This window comes from Mesobacillus subterraneus, assembly GCF_003937825.1.
Classification (GTDB): Bacteria; Bacillota; Bacilli; order Bacillales; family Cytobacillaceae; genus Mesobacillus; species Mesobacillus subterraneus.
In genome coordinates, this window is the sequence record NZ_RSFW01000002.1 from 227546 (window position 1) to 245565 (window position 18020).

The window sequence follows — 18020 nt, forward strand, 5'->3', positions numbered from 1 at the left end:
GATATGCGTATGAGTGGCTCTTTTTTCGTAAGAGTTTTACAATACATATATTGGATGCAGGTTAATTGGTTGTATAACCACTATGGTAACCATTTTACATATAAATTGTAAATAAATCATTCTTGATACTTAAAAGAGCGGTAAAGTTTGTAAAACCGTTTCACATCCGGGAGGAACCTAAGTTGATTTTAGTCGAGAAGAAACGCATTAAACATATTCCCGTTCTCCATGTCGTAAAACAAAAGCAATTTTCAGAAGAAATCCCATTGATTATATTCCTGCATGGTTTTACAAGCACAAAAGAACGCAACATGCACTACGCTTATCTTTTTGCCGAAAAAGGATTCAGGGTCATCATGCCTGAAGCCAAATATCATGGTGAACGGAACGAGGGATTAACAGAGATGGAGCTGGGCTTCAAATTCTGGGAAATCGTCCTTGCTTCAATCGACGAGCTGTCAGTAATAAAAGAGGAATTAGTGGCAGAAAGCCTGGCTGACCCGAACAGGATTGGCGTTGCAGGTACATCGATGGGCGGCATCACGACGCTTGGTGCCCTGGCGAAATATGAATGGATTACGGCGGGAGTCAGCTTGATGGGCAACCCATCGTTCGAACAATTTGCTTTATGGCAGCTGAATGAAATGGAAAAAAGGAATGTGGAGATTGGATTATCTAAAGAGGACATTACCGAGCTTCTGAACGAAATTAAAAAATACGATCTCAGCCTCCAGCCGGAAAAATTGAATAATCGCCCGCTGCTGTTCTGGCATGGAAAGCTAGATCCGGTTGTTCCATACAAAGCCGCGTATGATTTTTATGAGCAAAACAGGAAAAGCTATGAGGGAAAAGAAGGGATATTCGGATTCATTACCGATGAAAAAGCGGGACATAATGTTTCAAATGCTGGAGTCATGGCTGCGGCAGACTGGTTTGAAAAGCATGTATAATGCCTTTATGCTTTAAATGAGCATGAATGATTGTTATGATGGAAATAAGAAAAGCGATACAAAAGGAGTGTTCACCGTGGATCAAGATTTGAAAGATAGCATAATGGGCGCGCTTGAAATGGTTGTTGACCCTGAACTTGGCGTGGATATTGTCAATCTGGGGCTTGTATATGATGTGGATTTGAACGAAGAAGGACTTGCTACTGTCACGATGACATTGACATCAATGGGCTGCCCGCTGGCAGGAACGATTGTTGAGCAAGTCAAATTGGCACTGGCTGACCTTCCTGAAGTAAAGGATACTGAGGTTAACATCGTTTTCAACCCGCCATGGTCAAAGGACATGATGTCCCGTTATGCGAAAATCGCCCTTGGCGTCAGAGATTAACAGAGGCAGCAGCAGGAATGAATCCTGCTGCTTTTTTAATGGAAAGCGATAGCTTCCATCCGGATCGTGACTTCCAAGGTCACAAAATTGTCATACAAACTGTCCAATTGCGCGATTTTATGTGAGGTAGTTCACTTAGGCATGTTGGAAACACATATATACTCCTTATATAGAGATGTTTTAAAGGAGGCGCCAATGATGTTTGCCAGAGATTTTAATAAAGACCCATTCATCGTGATTTGGGAATTGACAAGAGCCTGCCAACTTAAATGCCTGCACTGCCGTGCGGAAGCACAATATAGACGAGATCCGCGGGAATTGTCCTTCGAAGAGGGCAAAGCGCTGATTGACCAGATATATGAAATGAATAATCCGATGCTTGTCTTTACGGGTGGAGACCCGCTGATGAGGGAGGATGTTTTTGATATCGCTGCGTATGCGGTTGAAAAAGGTGTGCGTGTTTCAATGACACCTAGTGCAACACCTAATGTGACGAAGGAAGCCATTGAAAAGGCAAAAGAAGTCGGCCTTTCACGCTGGGCCTTTAGCCTTGACGGCCCTACTGCTGAAGTTCATGACCATTTCCGCGGGACTGCGGGCTCCTTTGATCTGACGATTGAGCGTATTAAGTATCTCCATGAACTGGAGATACCAATTCAGATCAATACAGTCATATCCCGCTACAACATTGATTATCTGGAGGAAATGGCGAAGCTGATCGAGGAATTGAATTGCGTGCTTTGGAGTGTGTTTTTCCTTGTGCCGACAGGTCGAGGCCAGGAGAAGGACATGATCTCACCTGTTGAACATGAAAAAGTATTCACCTGGCTGTACGATTTAAGCAAACGGGTGAAATTCGATATTAAAACAACTGCAGCACAGCATTACCGCCGTGTCGTCATCCAGCAGAAAATGCGGGAAGCAAAAGACCATTCGGAAGAAATCGATTACTTGACCGCGCTCACGAAAGAGGGGCTCACAGGTTCAATTGATGGTCTTGGCCGTGCACCAAAAGGGGTCAATGATGGTAACGGCTTTGTGTTCATCTCTCATATCGGTGACGTCTACCCAAGTGGATTGCTGCCTGTAAAAGCTGGGAATGTGAGGGAACAGCCGTTAGCTGAAATCTACAGGGAGTCTCCTGTCTTCAAATCCTTGAGGAATCCTGATGAGTACAAAGGGAAATGCGGTGTATGTGAATTCAGGCATGTATGCGGCGGATCACGCTCTCGTGCTTTTGCGATGACCGGAGATTATCTGGAGAGCGAACCATTCTGTGTGTACATTCCAAAAGCGCTGAGAAAGCAGAAGCAGCAAAATTAAAATGAAATGCAGCTCCATCAATCAATGGAGCTGCAAACTAGAAAACGCTGGTGAGCCTGAGGGTTCACCAGCGTTCTTTATATGAGGGGAAAGCTTAATCTATTGAGCAAAAGACTGCAGGGCAATTTTCGCAGCCGATTTCCTGGCGCAAATAATCAACATCGTGTATGATGATTTTTCCTTTTTTAATCGAAATGATTCCTTCCCGCTTAAGGTCGTTCAGGATACGGTTTGTGCTCTCGCGGGAAGTGCCGCAGAAGTTCGCCAGTTCCTGATTCGTCAATGGCAGGTCAATCAAGATGCCGGTATCCTTTTGGATTCCATAGCTGTTTGTCATCCGGATCAAGGTGGAGAAGAGTGCGCCTTTTTTTCCGTTCAGGACCAGGTCGCGAAACTTTGTTTGTGTTTTGCGGAAATGGTCGCTCATCCATTTCATGAACTCAAAAGCAAGTGATGGGTTCTGGAAAATTTCCTTTTCAATGACATCTTTTCTGATCGCGGCGATTTTCGCATCCTCAAGAATCAATGCACTCAAGAGGTATTTTGGTGCATCGGTAAATAACGTCAGCTCCCCGCAAATATCATTTTCACCACAAATTCTTAAGGCAAGCTCGCGGCCGTCCTGGGTGACTTTGCTGATCTGGACCTTGCCGCCAAGAATCAAGTAAAGCTCCTCTGCCTCCATGCCTTCCTGGAACAGATATGAACCCTTCTTGACATGGATCGTCCGGTCGGCGAACTGGAGCAATTCTTTAATTTCAATCGAATGAGTTACTTTCGTTGTATTTGGCATGGTCATCACCCTTTTACTTAGATTGGCTCTTATCTTGAAGAGCCTGGTTCCGTGACTTGATTACTGTTGTCACAATAATAACATCACGGTAGTGTTAACTAAATATTGATACAGGAACTGTCAAAATGTCGTCACAATATAAGGCTTTTTTTGTTCACAGATTTGAAACAATATTCGTCTAGTCTCATTATATCGAGTGTGAGGGGCGTTTGTTTGGCATGTTTGGAGTTATATGTGACGGTTTATTGAACAAAGAAGAGGTGTGAAGTTCACCACATCAAAATGTTTTCAATTTTTGTACTATTCAATTAGAAATATGGCCGTCAAATTCACTTCATCAATTCATTCCTTAAGGAAAGGGGTAATAATGAATCGTGAAAAACGCAAGAATCCAATTGCCGCTTCAAACGCTTAGTCTTGTTGCAGGTTTCATGGTATGGGTGATTTTATCTTCTTTGATGCCTTTCATAAAAGAAGAGATCCAACTGTCTGCCAACCAGATTGCGATGGCAACAGCCAGCCCGGTTGTCCTTGGGTCTGTCCTGAGAATCCCAATCGGATACTGGACGAATAAATATGGAGCACGTAAACTATTTTCGGTCAGCTTTGCGTTTCTGCTGCTTCCGGTATATTTCATCAGTCTCGCCGACTCTTATCGAGATCTCCTTATAGGAGGATTGTTCATCGGTATTGCCGGGGCTGTTTTTTCGGTTGGTGTGACCTCCCTTCCGAAATACTATCCGAAGGATCGTCATGGATTTGTTAATGGAATTTATGGAGTAGGCAACCTGGGAACAGCACTCACGACTTTTTCCGCTCCCGTTATTGCTGCCCAATATGGCTGGCAGAATACAGTTAAGCTATATATGGTCCTGCTTGTGGCCTTTGCTTTATTGAATTTCTTCTTTGGTGACAGGAAGGAACCGAAAGTTGTCACTCCTTTAGCGGAACAATTCCGGAGCGTTTATAAGAATCAAAAGCTCTGGGCGTTAAGCTTGTTCTATTTCCTCACATTTGGAGCCTTTGTTGCTTTCACGATCTATTTGCCGAACTTCCTGGTGTCACATTTTGAACTTGATAAGGTGGATGCTGGATTGCGGACTGCGGGATTCATCGCCCTTGCTACCTTCTTCAGGCCGATTGGAGGCTGGCTGGGAGATAAATTCAATTCTTTCATCATCCTGATGTTCGTTTTCGCGGGTATGACGATTTCCGGTATTTTGTTATCTTTCATGCCTTCGCTGGCCTGGTATACTATCGGCTGCCTGGCTGTGGCAATTTCTGCGGGGATCGGGAATGGAACAGTATTCAAGCTCGTTCCGCTTTATTTTTCAAAACAGGCCGGAATCGTCAATGGCATCGTTTCAGCAATGGGGGGATTAGGAGGCTTCTTCCCGCCGCTTATGCTGGCATTTCTGTTCAACCTTACAGGCCATTATGCGATCGGCTTCATGGCGCTCTCCCAGGTTGCGCTGGCAAGCTTGATCATTGTGATATGGATGTACTATCAGGATAAATTAAGTCTTGCGGCCAAGGTCATGGACCATACGATCGAAGGAATCATGATCACAGATGTGAAATGGACGATTCAACATGTGAATCCTGCATTCACCACAGTGACAGGCTATAGTGCAGAAGAGGTGATCGGGAAAAACCCGAGGATCCTGCGTTCTGGCAGGCACGGCGAGGATTTTTACAGAGAGATGTGGAAATCGATTAAGGAAAAGGGTTTCTGGCAAGGCGAAATCTGGAACAGGAAGAAAAATGGACAAATTTACGCTGAATGGCTGACCATCAGCCCTGTAAAAAACGAAGCAGGTGAAATCAAGAACTTCGTTGGCATGTTCAGTGAAATGAACCAGAAAGCCAAATAAGCTTTATTTTGGAACTGCATCATTGACGTGATGCAGTTCTTTGTTTAAACTCTTTTCGGTAACGAGGATGCTTGCACGACATTAGCCGATTACATTATCGTACACGCACATGTTCTGATAGAAGCAGCTAAGGAGAATTTTATGACAACATCGTGACAATTCTTGATAAAAACACTGTCTTGGCAGTTTTTATGTTGTAATATAGATATAAGGATACAATCTACTATTTAAATAGAGGGCTATTGATGTTACTGTGAGAATATTAACAGTTAACAACGTTTCTTGCTGATACAATGTCAATAATCATAACTTCTATAATTGGAGTTGACACAGATGGTAAAAAACATAATCAAAGATAATTTGAATAGACCACTCCGCGATTTGCGAATTTCTGTTATAGATCGCTGTAATTTCCGCTGCCAGTACTGCATGCCTGCAGATATTTTTGGTCCTGACTTCGCTTTCCTTCCAAAAAGCGAGCTGTTGTCATATGAGGAAATCGAACGCCTGGCAAGAATATTCATAGAATTAGGCGTGGAAAAAATCAGGCTCACAGGCGGCGAACCATTGATGCGCAAAGATTTACCAATTCTTGTGAAAAAGCTGAACGAAATCGAAGGCCTGAAGGATATCGCGTTGACAACGAATGGTGTACTTCTTCCAAAGCATGCGGAACAGTTACGAGCAGCAGGTTTGAAGAGAGTGAATATCAGCCTCGACAGCTTGAAGGATGAGCTGTTTGGCGAAATCAACGGCCGAAATGTCGGTGTCGGTCCCGTCCTTGAAGGAATCAAAGCGGCAAAAAAGGCAGGGCTAGGCGTCAAAATCAACATGGTCGTCAAAAAAGGTCTCAATGACAGCGAGATTCTGCCAATGGCTGAATTCTGCAAGAATGAAGGCCTAGAGCTTCGATACATCGAATACATGGATGTAGGCAGCACGAATGGCTGGAAAATGGATGATGTCATAACGAAAAAACAAATCTTTGATATGCTTCAGGAACAATTTGAACTTGAACCAGTTGATCCCGAATACTTTGGTGAGGTCGCAAAGAAATACAGATATAAAGGAACTCATATCAATGTTGGCTTCATCTCCTCCGTATCCGAATCATTCTGTTCAAGCTGCACAAGATCTCGCTTATCGGCGAACGGCCAGATTTTCACCTGCCTGTTCAATGGAAATGGCCATGATATCCGTGATTTCGTACGTGCAGGCGCGACAGATGATGAAATCCGCCAGCGGATCACCGATATTTGGAACCACCGTACAGACCGGTATTCTGATGAAAGAACAGCTGAAACAGTCGCAAACAGAAAGAAAATTGAAATGTCCTATATCGGCGGTTAAAGACTCCTTCGGGGGTCTTTTTTGGTGGCAGCGTGTTTAGCCAAACGAATGAGCGTTATCTTTTGACTTGGTCGATATTTCGAAAATGTGGCCGATATAATTCAAAATTAGCCGATAATGAGGCATGTCCTGACGATTGAATCTGATAAATCATCTGCCCCTGCCAATTTGGGCATACTATGTTTCCGACTGATGGGAATATGGGTATATGATTATCTACTATAACTTTGTTGGAGAATGCCTGATGATAAAAAGAAGAATTGAATTTTTATTTGTTTTCATTTTGATTGCTTGTGTTTACCTCGTTTTCTTTACGAGCTACAGTCAGTATGTCAAAGGCGCGGCGATCATCACTTATGGTGTCATCATCCTGATCAGCATGTATTCGTTGATGCTTGAAAACCGCTCTGCCCAGCACACGCTGATGTGGATGTACGTGATGGTTCTTTTTCCAGTGGTCGGATATTTCTTTTATTTGTTTTCCGGCCAGCTGTATCTGAAAGGTTATCTATATAAGAGCAAGCGGACGCGTGACCGCGATGAATGGGAAAGAATAATGAGGAAGGAAGAATCGAGGGATCTTTCTTTTCTAATCGAGAACCAGCTATGCTTTGCCCAGTATGCGAAGAATGCGTCCCTGACTCCCATTACGACAGCTTCGAAGGCCAAAATTCTCAAAAATGGAGAAGAGACATTTTCCGAAATCAAACGGAAGCTGCGGGAAGCAGAGGAATTCATTCATATGGAATATTATATTTTCCGCTCAGACAGGCTTGGACGTGAAATCATTGAAATCCTGATTGAGAAAGCACAGCAGGGAGTAGAAGTACTGTTTCTGTTCGATGCGGCTGGAAGCATGAAGCTGGCGGCGAAGGAACTAAAGGATATGCAGGATGCGGGGATTAAAGCCATGCCTTTTTCTCCATTGAAGTATGGATTTTTCAACCAAAAATTTAATTTCCGCAATCATCGCAAGATTATCATCATCGACGGGGAAATTGGGTTCGTCGGCGGTTTGAATGTAGGGGTGGAATACCTCGGGGAAGATGAGAAATTCGGATTCTGGCGTGATACGCATATGGTGCTTACTGGTGAGGCTGTGTATACACTTCACAATGTCTTCCTGCTTGATTGGGAATATGTTAGTGGTGAAAAGGTTCTGGAAAATCACCGTGCGGTAAAAGAACCGAAAGAGGAGGACGAACTGGATGGAGCCATCCAGGTTGTTGCCAGCGGACCTGATACACAGCAGGGAATCATGAGCGATTTTTACTATACGATGATGTCCTGTGCGACAAAGTCCATCTGGATTGCTACCCCATATTTTGTGCCGGATGAAGCGATCCGTACAGCACTCCGCGTGGCTGCAGCCAAAGGTATCGAGGTCAGGATCATGGTTCCGGAAATCAATGACAGTTATCTGACCCAGTATGCCAGCCGCTCTTATTTTTCAGAGCTGCTGCGGAACGGCGCTGAGATCTACTCATATAAGAAAGGTTTCTTGCACCAGAAAGTCATTATTGTCGATGGAAACATCGCTTCAATTGGAACAGCCAACATGGATATGCGGAGCTTCCACTTGAATTTTGAAGTGAATGTCTTCCTGTTTGGCACCAGTTCCATCAGGGATCTTGTCGCCCATTATGAAGAGGATATGGAAGATTCGGAAAAAATCAGCCCCGTCCAATATTACAAACGCGGATTTTGGGAGAGATCTAAAGAATCATTTGCCCGCCTTTTCTCAGGTGTATTATAGTTGTCTCTATTCAAAGGAAAATGACTCAATCGGACAAGAACTGTTGAGGAATCAAAACTGAATGCCAGAGGAATGGAAATCAACGGACTATTTTTACAAGCCACTATAAGAAAACAAGAGGGTGCCCAAAAGTTCTACCTTTCGGGCACCCTCATTTTCTTGAATTATGCAATATACCTCGGGAACAGGATATTGTTTTCCAGATGTACATGCATGAATGTATGGGATTCCAGTGCTTCCAGACGCTTGTACACCAGGCGGTATGTTCCGCAAGCATCCAGCGGCGGATTAAAGTCAGCGGTAATTTCTCGCAACTCTTTGAGAATGGAGCCGGCATGGTCATGTTCTTTTTCCAGTTCTGCAATTTCAGCCAATATCTCTGAACGCTTTCCTTCACTTGCTGAATCCAGTTCAAGAAGCAGAGGGAACACCGTTGCCTCTTCTTTTGCTGTATGCTCAAGCAATTCCTTCTTTAATTCATAGAACAGCTCATATACCTTTAATAGTTCTTCATGACGGTCGCCATGGACCTTCGCAACTTTGGTCACATAAGGACTGAGCATCGTCAATTCTTCTTCCAGTTCGCGGTGGTACTTATTCTTGATATGCTCGATCAATTCTTCAGACCCAGTTTCTGTCCAGACTTCCATGTTTTCAGCAGTACCATTATGCTTCTTGTAAAGCTCTTCAAGCTCAGCCATGATTGCGGGTACATCCAGGTTCTGTTCTCCTGCAGCTTCGGAGAGGGGACGATTGCCTCCACAGCAGAAATCGAGTCTGTTTTTCTTGAATAAATCACTAGATTGCGGGAATATATTGACAATATCTTTAACTAAAGAATTTTGATCAAAAGGCATGTTCATGTAAAAAACCTCCAATGATTTGTTTAGTACTGTTTACATACTCATCATAAAGGAAATGGTTTTACTACTTGGTGATGTGCATCACACTTCACAAAAAATCTACATATTTTCCCTCGTTTTTATGAGAGAATACTGTGAGGTTTGTTATGTTACCGATTTTACATTACTCTTATAATGAAAAAGGGTAATCCTAGAAGTTAAGCGTGTAATAGGAGCTGATTATATGTTAGAGAAAAGAAACCCTATTCCAATTGGAGAGGCAGTAAAAAGAGTGATGGAGCACAAGAAGCAGGGCTCCACTGAATATGTTTCGATCAACGAAAGCTACGGCAGATATCTTTCTGAGGACCTGAAGGCAACAAGTGATGTCCCTCATTTTGACAGAGCGCCGTATGATGGATATGCAATCCGTTCAATCGACACCGAGGCAGCTTCACAATCAAATGCAGTTGAATTTGAAGTAGTGGACCACATTGGGGCCGGAATGCTGACTGATAAGGAGCTTGGCCCGTTCCAGACAGTCCGCATCATGACAGGGGCACAGATGCCTGTCGGCGCCGATTCGGTGGTCATGCTTGAATTGGCCAGTGAAGTGGAGCGCGCCGGAAAAAAATATATGGAAACAAAGCGGAAGCATAAACAAGGCGAGAATGTATCCTACCGCGGCGAAGATGCAAAAGAAGGGGAAGTCCTGGTTAAAAAAGGGACGTTCATCAACCCGGGCATCCAAGCCATGCTTGCGACATTCGGATATGCGAGAGTTCCTGTTGCCAGGAAGCCGGTGATTGGCCTTTATGCGACGGGTACGGAACTGCTCGATGTCCATGAGCCGTTAGAACCCGGGAAAATCCGCAACAGCAACTCGTACATGATTTCAGCACAGATTCTCAGAGCTGGAGCGGATGTGAAATACTTTGGCCAGCTTCCTGATGATTTCGATACTTGCTTCGAAGCAGTGAGCAAGGCAATTGAGGAAGTCGACTTGTTCATCACGACTGGCGGGGTTTCGGTCGGAGACTATGACTATCTTCCGGAGATCTATGCAAAGCTTGGAGCTGAAGTCCTGTTCAATAAAGTAGCCATGAGACCTGGCAGCGTCACAACAGTGGCCCAGTTTGACGGCAAGCTGTTATTCGGCCTTTCCGGCAATCCTTCAGCCTGCTATGTGGGCTTCGAACTGTTCGCCCGACCAATCATCAGGACCATGCTCTTTACCCAACAGCCTCATCTGCGGAAGGAAAAAGCGATCCTGGATGCGAACTTCCCAAAAGCAAATCCATTTACCAGATTCGTCAGGAGCGCCCTGGCCATTCAGGATGGAAAACTCGTTGTAACGCCTAGCGGACTTGATAAATCTAACATCATCATGAGCCTTGCGGGTGCAAATTCTCTCATGATTCTCCCTGGCGGCACTCGTGGTTTTGAAGAAGGAACGGAAGTGGAAGTGCTGATGCTGGAAGACCATGTGGGCAGTGATTGGCCTTGGTAAAGCCCGTTCTTTTCCAGATTGCAGGCTATCAGAATAGCGGGAAAACGACCCTTGTCACCACACTGATTGAACACCTGTCTGCGACAGGATTGAAAATTGCGACGGTGAAGCACCATGGACATGGTGGAAAGCCGGATATTCTGGAATCCAAGGATTCAGGGCGCCATATTAAAGCGGGCGCTGCAGTCTCCCTTGTAGAAGGGGGAGGCCGAATCATCATCCAGGCTGAAAATGGCCTATGGACGCTTGCTGAAGAGATTGAGATTCTCTCCTCCTTCAAGACGGATCTGATTTTGATTGAGGGGTACAAAAACGAGCCATACCCGAAAGCGGTCATCCTTCGTGACGAAGCTGATTTGGAGCTTTTGGAAAGGCTCCAACATACCAAGGTTATATTTTGCCGTGACCAAGAGCTTGTAAATCAGCTGCAGCATCTGGATCTTCCGGTGTTTAACACGGATGATCCAAACGGACTCAAGTGGATTACTGCCTATATTGAAAATCAAAATAGGTGATAAACCCCAAATTCGTTCGAAAAAAAGCCAGGAAAAGTTCTTAAATTAGACATATTCGGCGACTTTTATCACTGTCACATCACACTTGCCCAGTTAGAATGTTAATGGGGTTGATGTTTGTTAGATACGTGTGAGGTGAGAGCGATGGAAATGCTACAGGTCTTTATGTGGATTGTTTTTCCCTATACAGTGGCAGCAATCGTTGCGATGGGGATAGTATGGAGATATGATGCAGCAGGAGAAGAAGCAGCTGCGTCCACATCGGGGAAGATCCTCGTATATGTGGTGAAAGGTCTGATGGCGGCAAGCACAGCAACAGGCATTGTCATCGTGCTCTCCAGCAAGATTTCAGATGAACCCATATTGCTGCTTAAATGGCTCGTAAGCCTGGCCCAATTGGAGCCGGACCTTACCCTGATCCTGGACATTTCCATTCTCTCCAAGGTCCATTTTATCGTCGTGTTCCTGTTTCTTTTAAGCCTGGCGTTCACGAAAGAATTTTATTACCTGTTCAAGCCCCATTTATATTTAAAAAAGAAAATATTGAAGCTCCAATTTGAAAAAAGAGGCTGAATCCCTTAGGATTTAGCCTTTTCTATTTTAAAGAAAGTATAAATTTTCGTGAACAGTGCCCAGCCCCTCGAATCAGCTCTTTGTCCTAGGCGTTGTCCTTTTCTGATGAGATTTGACAGTTCAGTGTCTTTTGCCATTTCTGGCGGGAAAATGTGATGTGTTTCACTTTTAAGCAGTGCGGGCTCCATTATAGTTAAAGTATGAAAGATAAGGGAGTGTTGAATCATGAAGTTATTTATGCCGAAGCAGCATGGAGCATGGGCGATGCTGATCATCCCGTTCTGGCTTGGAGCGGCCGCCAGTGAAGTGACATGGCAGCATATCCCGTTTTTCATCGGGTGGCTTTTATTATATTTGGGAACGTATCCACTTTTGCTGATGTTCAAGAAGAAGAAAATGTCCTTCTATCGTAAATGGACAATCATCTATATGCTGCCGGCTTTATTGTTCTTGATGGTTCCCTTGTTCACACAGCCAACAATTGTCTACTTTGGTTTCACCATGATTCCATTTTTTATAATTAATGCCTATTTTTCAGCTAGAAACAAGGATCGTGCCTTAATGAATGATTTGAGCGCTATTGTCGTTTTTGCGATAGCAGGGCTGGCAAGCAGTTACATGGCCGCAACCGAAATCAATGAGAATGCCATTCTTGTATTTGCAGCATCCATCCTTTTTTTTACAGGAAGCACCTTTTATGTGAAAACGATGATCCGGGAAAAAAAGAATGCGCAGTTCAAATGGATCTCCTGGTCTTATCATTTCATCGTTCCTGTCTTATGGTTAGCAATCGGTGAGATGGTCGTGGCCATCGCGATGCTGTCGAGCTTAATCAGAGCAGTTGCTTTTTATGGCAAACCCCTCTCAGTCATGAAGGTTGGAATCTATGAAATTGTCAACGCAGCCTTGTTCTTCATTATCATGCTGTTTGCCATCCTGTAATACGAAAGCCGCCAGCAAATTGCTGGCGGCTTCTTCTATTCTATATTGCAAACTTCGATTGGACAGCCCTCACAATCGATTTCTCTCTTTAATGTATCAATGGCATGTACGGTAATATACCCTTTATCGATGGAGATGATCTTATTCCTTCTGAGCTCGCTCAACAGCCGGTTCACGACTTCACGAGAGGTACCGCAGAAGTTTGCGAGCTCCTGGTTGGTGAGGGAAACGTCTATCCTTTTCCCGTCTTCCGTGTCAACCCCATAACTGTTCACCATGCGGATGAGCGTGGAATAAAGAGCTCCTTTCTTACCGTGAAGGACAAGATCCCTGAATCTTGTTTGTGATTTGCGGTTCTGCAGGGACAGCCATTTGATCAGTTCGAGAGCCAGGCCATTATCCCTTGCGAGTTCATCTTCAAGCTTCTCCTTTTGGATGACTGCGACACTTCCGCTTTCAGATGCTCTGGCATTTACGATATGGCTCGATGCCGGACTGAACAAAGCCAGCTCACCAACCAATTCCCCAGCCGAACACATCCTGATGGTCAGCTCCCGGCCATCAGGAACCATCTTACTGATCTGGAACTTCCCGCTTTGGACAATGTAGAGCTCATTCGCTGTGTTTCCTTCTTCAAAGAGAAAGCTGCCTTTATCGAACTTTTTGATTGAATGGACCTTTTCAAACAGCTTATTCAAATTTGGTGACAGGGTTGTAGCAGCTAGCATGTAAATACCACCTTATTTCGGGAATGATACTCCCTTCCGTATCAAATATTAATATTATTATATTGTAAAGCATATAAAATCATCAATAAAATTGTGAATTGTTCACATATTGTTAAAAATTTAGTTGCGTTTTTAAAAAACTGTTCTTATAATAAAAAGTAATTTATTTATAAATATAAGTTTAGTTGTTTATTTATGCATAGGATGGGAGGAGGGAAAAAGTGAAAGCAGCAATAATAGGAACGACAGGATATGGGGGCGGAGAGCTGATCAGAATACTTTCCCATCATCCCGAGTTTACCATTCACTCGATCCACACGACGAGAGATGAGAAACCGGTCTCGGAAGAATATCCCCATTTGACAGGTATTTTTGATAAAGTCCTCACCAAGATTGATACAGAGAAAATTGTCCAGGAAGCAGACGTAGTGTTCCTTGCTACTCCTTCCAAAGCTTCTGGGAAACTTGCCGGCGCCTTTCTTAATAAGGATATAAAAGTCATTGATCTATCTGGGGACTTGAGATTGAAAAGTCCCGCAACTTATAAAAAATGGTATCAGCACGACCCTGTCGATCAATCGCTGCTGGAGAAAGCCGTATATGGGCTGTCTGAATGGAACAAGGATCAGATAAGAGAGGCAAGTTTCATTGCGAATCCAGGCTGCTATCCCACGGCTGTCCTCCTGGGGCTGGCACCGTTATTGACAAGAAAAATGGTTGATCCGAGAAGCATCATCATCGATGCCAAGTCTGGTGTTTCCGGAGCGGGGAGATCGGCTTCAATTGGTACTCTTTACGCTGAGTTGAATGAAAATTTCAAAATTTACAAGGTGAACGAACATCAGCATATACCAGAAATTGAACAGCAGCTAAGCCTTTGGAATGATGAGGAATTGCGTATTACATTCAGCACTCACCTGATACCAGTCACAAGAGGAATCATGGCGACGATGTATGTGGAGCTGAAGGAAGAGTGGACTACTGATAGGCTGATAGATTTATATAAGAAGGTGTATTCCGGCCATCCATTCGTAAGAGTTAGGAAAAAAGGCGTCTTCCCTGCAATCAAAGAGGTAAAAGGATCCAATTTCTGCGATATTGGGCTTCATGCCGACGAGAGGACCGGGAGGCTGACCATTGTGTCGGTGATCGATAACTTAATGAAAGGCGCTGCAGGGCAGGCTGTCCAAAATGCCAATATCATGTTTGGGCTAGATGAAAAAGCAGGACTGGAAATGGTCCCGCTGTATCCATAAAGGAGGGCAATATGTATCAAATCATAACTGGCCAGAAATCGATAAAAGAAATTACGGATGGCAGCATCTTGACGCCAGAAGGATTCCAGTGCGGCGGGGTCCATGCAGGCTTGCGTTATAACAAGCTGGATTTAGGAATGGTCGTCAGCGAGATTCCGGCAAGCTGTGCGGCCGTGTACACTACAAGCAGCTTCCAGGCAGCACCATTAATTGTCACACAAGATAGCATTGCCAGCGAAGGTATATTGAAGGCGGTCATCGTCAACAGCGCATGTGCCAATGCATGTACTGGAGAGCAAGGGTACAAGGATGCTTTGAATATGAGGAAGATGGCTGCCGAAAAGCTCGGTATCGATGCGCATCATGTTGCGGTAGCTTCTACAGGTGTCATCGGGGAATACATGCAAATGGGCAAAATCGCAGCAGGGATTGAAAATCTTGCTATTGGCCAAACAGCTGAAGATGCACAGAATTTCCAAACAGCTATTCTGACTACGGACACTGTCACGAAGCACTGCTGTTATTCTGCAGAGATTGACGGTAAGACGATTCATATGGGAGGAGCCGCCAAAGGATCTGGAATGATCCACCCTAATATGGCCACGATGCTCGGCTTTCTGACAACCGATGCCAATATCCCAAGTGAACATCTCTCTGCTGCGCTAAAAGAAGTAACGAACACTACCTTCAATCAAATCACTGTTGATGGCGATACATCAACAAATGATATGGTGCTGGTGATGGCTAATGGAGCTGCAGGAAACAGACCTTTGAATCCAAACCATCCCGAGTGGCCAGTTTTCATCAAACTGTTACAAGAAAGCTGCGGAAGTCTTGCGAAACAAATTGCCAGGGACGGAGAGGGAGCGACGAAGTTGATGGAAATCTCCGTTAAAGGTGCGGGGTCCGATGAAGAAGCAAGACAAATAGGCAAGCAAATTGCAGGATCGAATCTTGTGAAAACAGCTGTATTTGGGGCAGATGCAAACTGGGGCAGGATCATCGGTGCGATAGGCCAGAGCAAGGCGGAGGTAAATCCGAAGACAGTCGATATATCCCTTGGGAATATAGCATTGTTAAACGCAAGTACCCCGGTCGCCTTTGATGAAGATTTAGCCAGGGAGTACCTGATGAACGACAAGATACAGATTTTCGTCGATCTTCATTTGGGGAGCGGCAGCGGGATGGCGTGGGGCTGTGACCTTTCCTATGATTATGTGAAAATAAATGCAAGCTATCGGACATAAAGGGGCGGATCAATTGAAAACGGTGGTCATAAAATGCGGCGGAAGTGTGCTGGAGGAGCTGAGTGAACAGTTCTTTACTAGCTTACAAGAGTTGATGGACGATGGATATAGTCCGGTCATAGTCCACGGCGGCGGACCAGCAATCAATAAGATGCTTGATTTATATGGGATTCCAGCACAGTTCGTGGACGGTCTAAGAGTAACATGTGAAAAGACGATGGAAGTTGTTGAAATGGTCCTGTCAGGCAAGACAAATCGCCAATTGTGCAGTCTCATGAAGAACAATGGATTCCTTTCGCTAGGCATCAATGGCAGTGACGGCTTATGCCTTCAGGCTGAGTACATTGATAAGCAAAAGCTGGGCTATGTGGGGGAAATCAGAGATGTGAATACCAGATTGATTGGGATGGTCATTGAAAATGGATATATACCAGTGATTACGCCAATCGGGATCGCTGAGGATGGCTCCAGGCTGAATATCAATGGAGACTATGCTGCAGCCTCCATCGCAAAGGCAATGAAAGCCGGGCATTGTGCTTTTGTCACCAATGTCGATGGCATTCTGATCGGAGGGAAGCTAATCAGTGAACTAAACGAAAGTGAAGCAGAAAACCATATTTCGGATGGAAGCATCCACGGAGGGATGGTTCCAAAAGTTCAATCCGCTTTATCGGCGGCGGCAGCTGGAGCAGGGAAAGTCATGATCATATCCGGAAAAAAGCCATTCTATAAAAATAACAGCTGGCACGGGACAGCGATTGTGGCGGCAGAAGGGGAGTTAAGATGAGCTATTTATTCCCTACTTATCAAAGGTGGGAAATTGAACCTGAAAAGGCAGAAGGAACGATGATTTTCGGTAAGGACGGCCGTCAGTACCTTGATTTCACCTCCGGCATTGGTGTCAGCAATCTGGGCCATCGTCCAAAGGAAGTTGAACAGGCGATCAAGACACAGCTCGAGTTATTCTGGCATGTTTCCAATCTGTTCCCTCAAAGCATTCAGGAAGAAGCGGCTGAAAAGCTTGCAGAAGCATCAGGACTGGATTGTGTTTTCTTTGCAAACAGCGGTGCCGAAGCAAATGAAGCTGCGATCAAACTGGCAAGGAAGGCAACCGGCCGTCCAAAAATCATTACATTCCTGCAATCATTCCACGGCCGGACCTTTGCCGGCATGGCGGCTACTGGCCAGGATAAAATCAAACAGGGCTTTGGGAGCATGCTGGAAACATTCATCCACTTGCCATTCAATGATCTGCAGGCACTCGAGAATGAACTGGATGCAGAAACAGCCGCTGTCATGATTGAAATCGTTCAGGGTGAAGGCGGTGTCCATGTCGCAAATGAAGAATTCATAAAAGAGGCAGCTAAACTATGCTCTGAAAATGGTGTGCTGCTCATTGTCGACGAAATTCAGACAGGAATCGGCCGTACAGGAAAACCATTTGCTTTTCAGCATTTCGGCATTGAACCAGATATCATTACCGTGGCGAAAGGACTGGGTAACGGGCTGCCAATCGGCGCTGCTGCAGGCAAAGCGGAACTCGCCGAGTTTTTCGGTCCGGGCAGCCATGGATCCACTTTCGGCGGAAACCCGATTAGTACTGCAGCGGCATCAGCCGTTATGGAAATTGTGTTTGACAAGGATTTTCTACAGAAAGCAGCCGAGAATGGAAACTATCTGTTCGATCTCCTTCAACAACATCTCTGCAGTATGGATATAGTAAAAGAAATCAGGGGACTTGGACTGATGGCGGGAATTGAACTTACGGTGACAGCCCAGCCGATCCTTGCAGAAATGAGGCAAGCGGGAATCCTTGCCCTGCCGGCAGGAGAAAAGGTGATCAGACTTCTTCCGCCGCTTAATGTGACCAGGGAAGAGATAGAAAAAGCTGTTCATATCCTGAAAGGAACACTAAGAAAGCATGTAATCACAGCTTAATGGCTGTATATTTTTCGCAGTAAAATGCATAAAAA

General features: G+C 44.8%; 17 protein-coding genes. 14 read left to right on the forward strand and 3 right to left on the reverse strand.

Going from position 1 to position 18020, the window contains the following annotated elements:
- The first annotated feature begins 182 nt into the window (after window positions 1–182).
- The 3 genes from EJA10_RS01575 (at window position 183) to EJA10_RS01585 (ending at window position 2661) form a co-directional block, all read left to right on the forward strand.
- The gene (locus tag EJA10_RS01575) at window positions 183–950 is read left to right on the forward strand and encodes a prolyl oligopeptidase family serine peptidase (RefSeq protein ID WP_125478234.1); all 768 of its coding nucleotides are present in this window, start codon (window positions 183–185) and stop codon (window positions 948–950) included.
- Window positions 951–1026: 76 nt separating this feature from the next.
- On the forward strand, window positions 1027–1338 hold the full coding sequence (locus EJA10_RS01580) for a metal-sulfur cluster assembly factor (protein ID WP_125478235.1): 312 nt from the start codon (window positions 1027–1029) through the stop codon (window positions 1336–1338).
- Window positions 1339–1533: 195 nt separating this feature from the next.
- The gene (locus EJA10_RS01585; protein ID WP_125478236.1) at window positions 1534–2661 is read left to right on the forward strand and encodes a TIGR04053 family radical SAM/SPASM domain-containing protein; all 1128 of its coding nucleotides are present in this window, start codon (window positions 1534–1536) and stop codon (window positions 2659–2661) included.
- Between the two features lie 94 nt (window positions 2662–2755).
- Here the strand turns inward: EJA10_RS01585 and EJA10_RS01590 are convergent, their stop codons facing one another.
- A complete protein-coding gene (locus tag EJA10_RS01590) occupies window positions 2756–3454 on the reverse strand; it encodes a Crp/Fnr family transcriptional regulator (RefSeq protein WP_125478237.1) in 699 nt (232 codons plus the stop codon).
- 374 nt (window positions 3455–3828) lie between these two features.
- Between EJA10_RS01590 and EJA10_RS01595 the strand changes: the two genes are divergently transcribed.
- From EJA10_RS01595 to cls, 3 genes are all read left to right on the forward strand, one after another.
- Window positions 3829–5328 (forward strand): MFS transporter, encoded by a 1500-nt coding sequence (locus EJA10_RS01595; protein WP_125478238.1) that lies wholly within the window; start codon window positions 3829–3831, stop codon window positions 5326–5328.
- A gap of 333 nt (window positions 5329–5661) precedes the next feature.
- Complete coding sequence (moaA, locus tag EJA10_RS01600) at window positions 5662–6678, forward strand: GTP 3',8-cyclase MoaA (RefSeq protein ID WP_125478239.1); 1017 nt, start codon at window positions 5662–5664, stop codon at window positions 6676–6678.
- Between the two features lie 244 nt (window positions 6679–6922).
- On the forward strand, window positions 6923–8434 hold the full coding sequence (gene cls / locus EJA10_RS01605; protein WP_125478240.1) for a cardiolipin synthase: 1512 nt from the start codon (window positions 6923–6925) through the stop codon (window positions 8432–8434).
- Between the two features lie 164 nt (window positions 8435–8598).
- Here cls and ric read toward each other — a convergent pair whose 3' ends face one another.
- Window positions 8599–9297, reverse strand: a complete 699-nt coding sequence (gene ric / locus EJA10_RS01610; protein WP_125478241.1) for an iron-sulfur cluster repair di-iron protein — start codon at window positions 9295–9297, stop codon at window positions 8599–8601.
- A 223-nt stretch (window positions 9298–9520) separates the two neighbouring features.
- Here ric and EJA10_RS01615 point away from each other — a divergent pair, with 223 nt between their 5' ends.
- The 4 genes from EJA10_RS01615 (at window position 9521) to EJA10_RS01630 (ending at window position 12816) form a co-directional block, all read left to right on the forward strand.
- Window positions 9521–10786 (forward strand): molybdopterin molybdotransferase MoeA, encoded by a 1266-nt coding sequence (locus EJA10_RS01615; protein ID WP_125478242.1) that lies wholly within the window; start codon window positions 9521–9523, stop codon window positions 10784–10786.
- Window positions 10774–11301 carry a molybdopterin-guanine dinucleotide biosynthesis protein B gene (mobB, locus tag EJA10_RS01620; RefSeq protein ID WP_246017638.1) on the forward strand — a complete coding sequence of 176 codons (528 nt, stop codon included), beginning with the start codon at window positions 10774–10776 and terminating at the stop codon, window positions 11299–11301. Before EJA10_RS01615 ends, mobB begins: the two co-directional genes overlap by 13 nt.
- A 144-nt stretch (window positions 11302–11445) precedes the next feature.
- The gene (locus EJA10_RS01625; RefSeq protein WP_125478243.1) at window positions 11446–11874 is read left to right on the forward strand and encodes a respiratory nitrate reductase subunit gamma; all 429 of its coding nucleotides are present in this window, start codon (window positions 11446–11448) and stop codon (window positions 11872–11874) included.
- Between the two features lie 225 nt (window positions 11875–12099).
- Window positions 12100–12816 carry a YwiC-like family protein gene (locus tag EJA10_RS01630; RefSeq protein ID WP_125478244.1) on the forward strand — a complete coding sequence of 239 codons (717 nt, stop codon included), beginning with the start codon at window positions 12100–12102 and terminating at the stop codon, window positions 12814–12816.
- Between the two features lie 35 nt (window positions 12817–12851).
- On the opposite strand, the gene EJA10_RS01635 is transcribed toward EJA10_RS01630, so the two are convergent.
- The gene (locus EJA10_RS01635; RefSeq protein ID WP_125478245.1) at window positions 12852–13544 is read right to left on the reverse strand and encodes a Crp/Fnr family transcriptional regulator; all 693 of its coding nucleotides are present in this window, start codon (window positions 13542–13544) and stop codon (window positions 12852–12854) included.
- A 221-nt stretch (window positions 13545–13765) separates the two neighbouring features.
- Here EJA10_RS01635 and argC point away from each other — a divergent pair, with 221 nt between their 5' ends.
- Genes argC through EJA10_RS01655 form a run of 4 tightly spaced genes read left to right on the forward strand, consistent with a single transcriptional unit; the run spans window position 13766 to window position 17985 of the window.
- Window positions 13766–14800 carry an N-acetyl-gamma-glutamyl-phosphate reductase gene (gene argC / locus EJA10_RS01640; protein WP_125478246.1) on the forward strand — a complete coding sequence of 345 codons (1035 nt, stop codon included), beginning with the start codon at window positions 13766–13768 and terminating at the stop codon, window positions 14798–14800.
- A gap of 11 nt (window positions 14801–14811) precedes the next feature.
- Entirely contained in the window at window positions 14812–16047 is a 1236-nt protein-coding gene (argJ, locus tag EJA10_RS01645) for a bifunctional ornithine acetyltransferase/N-acetylglutamate synthase (RefSeq protein WP_125478247.1), read from the forward strand.
- A 13-nt stretch (window positions 16048–16060) separates the two neighbouring features.
- The gene (gene argB, locus EJA10_RS01650; RefSeq protein WP_125478248.1) at window positions 16061–16834 is read left to right on the forward strand and encodes an acetylglutamate kinase; all 774 of its coding nucleotides are present in this window, start codon (window positions 16061–16063) and stop codon (window positions 16832–16834) included.
- Window positions 16831–17985, forward strand: a complete 1155-nt coding sequence (locus tag EJA10_RS01655; protein ID WP_125478249.1) for an acetylornithine transaminase — start codon at window positions 16831–16833, stop codon at window positions 17983–17985. The genes argB and EJA10_RS01655 overlap by 4 nt, the downstream gene beginning before the upstream one ends.
- The last annotated feature ends 35 nt before the right edge of the window (window positions 17986–18020 follow it).

Bases quoted from the DNA above. Each gene is read 5' to 3' on its own strand.
- EJA10_RS01585 (WP_125478236.1), top strand. From the start codon at position 1,534: ATGATGTTTGCCAGAGATTTTAATAAAGACCCATTCATCGTGATTTGG.
- EJA10_RS01655 (WP_125478249.1), top strand. From the start codon at position 16,831: ATGAGCTATTTATTCCCTACTTATCAAAGGTGGGAAATTGAACCTGAA.
- EJA10_RS01625 (WP_125478243.1), top strand. From the start codon at position 11,446: ATGGAAATGCTACAGGTCTTTATGTGGATTGTTTTTCCCTATACAGTG.
- EJA10_RS01590 (WP_125478237.1), bottom strand. From the start codon at position 3,454: ATGCCAAATACAACGAAAGTAACTCATTCGATTGAAATTAAAGAATTG.
- EJA10_RS01630 (WP_125478244.1), top strand. From the start codon at position 12,100: ATGAAGTTATTTATGCCGAAGCAGCATGGAGCATGGGCGATGCTGATC.
- EJA10_RS01635 (WP_125478245.1), bottom strand. From the start codon at position 13,544: ATGCTAGCTGCTACAACCCTGTCACCAAATTTGAATAAGCTGTTTGAA.
- argJ (WP_125478247.1), top strand. From the start codon at position 14,812: ATGTATCAAATCATAACTGGCCAGAAATCGATAAAAGAAATTACGGAT.
- cls (WP_125478240.1), top strand. From the start codon at position 6,923: ATGATAAAAAGAAGAATTGAATTTTTATTTGTTTTCATTTTGATTGCT.
- ric (WP_125478241.1), bottom strand. From the start codon at position 9,297: ATGAACATGCCTTTTGATCAAAATTCTTTAGTTAAAGATATTGTCAAT.
- EJA10_RS01615 (WP_125478242.1), top strand. From the start codon at position 9,521: ATGTTAGAGAAAAGAAACCCTATTCCAATTGGAGAGGCAGTAAAAAGA.
- moaA (WP_125478239.1), top strand. From the start codon at position 5,662: ATGGTAAAAAACATAATCAAAGATAATTTGAATAGACCACTCCGCGAT.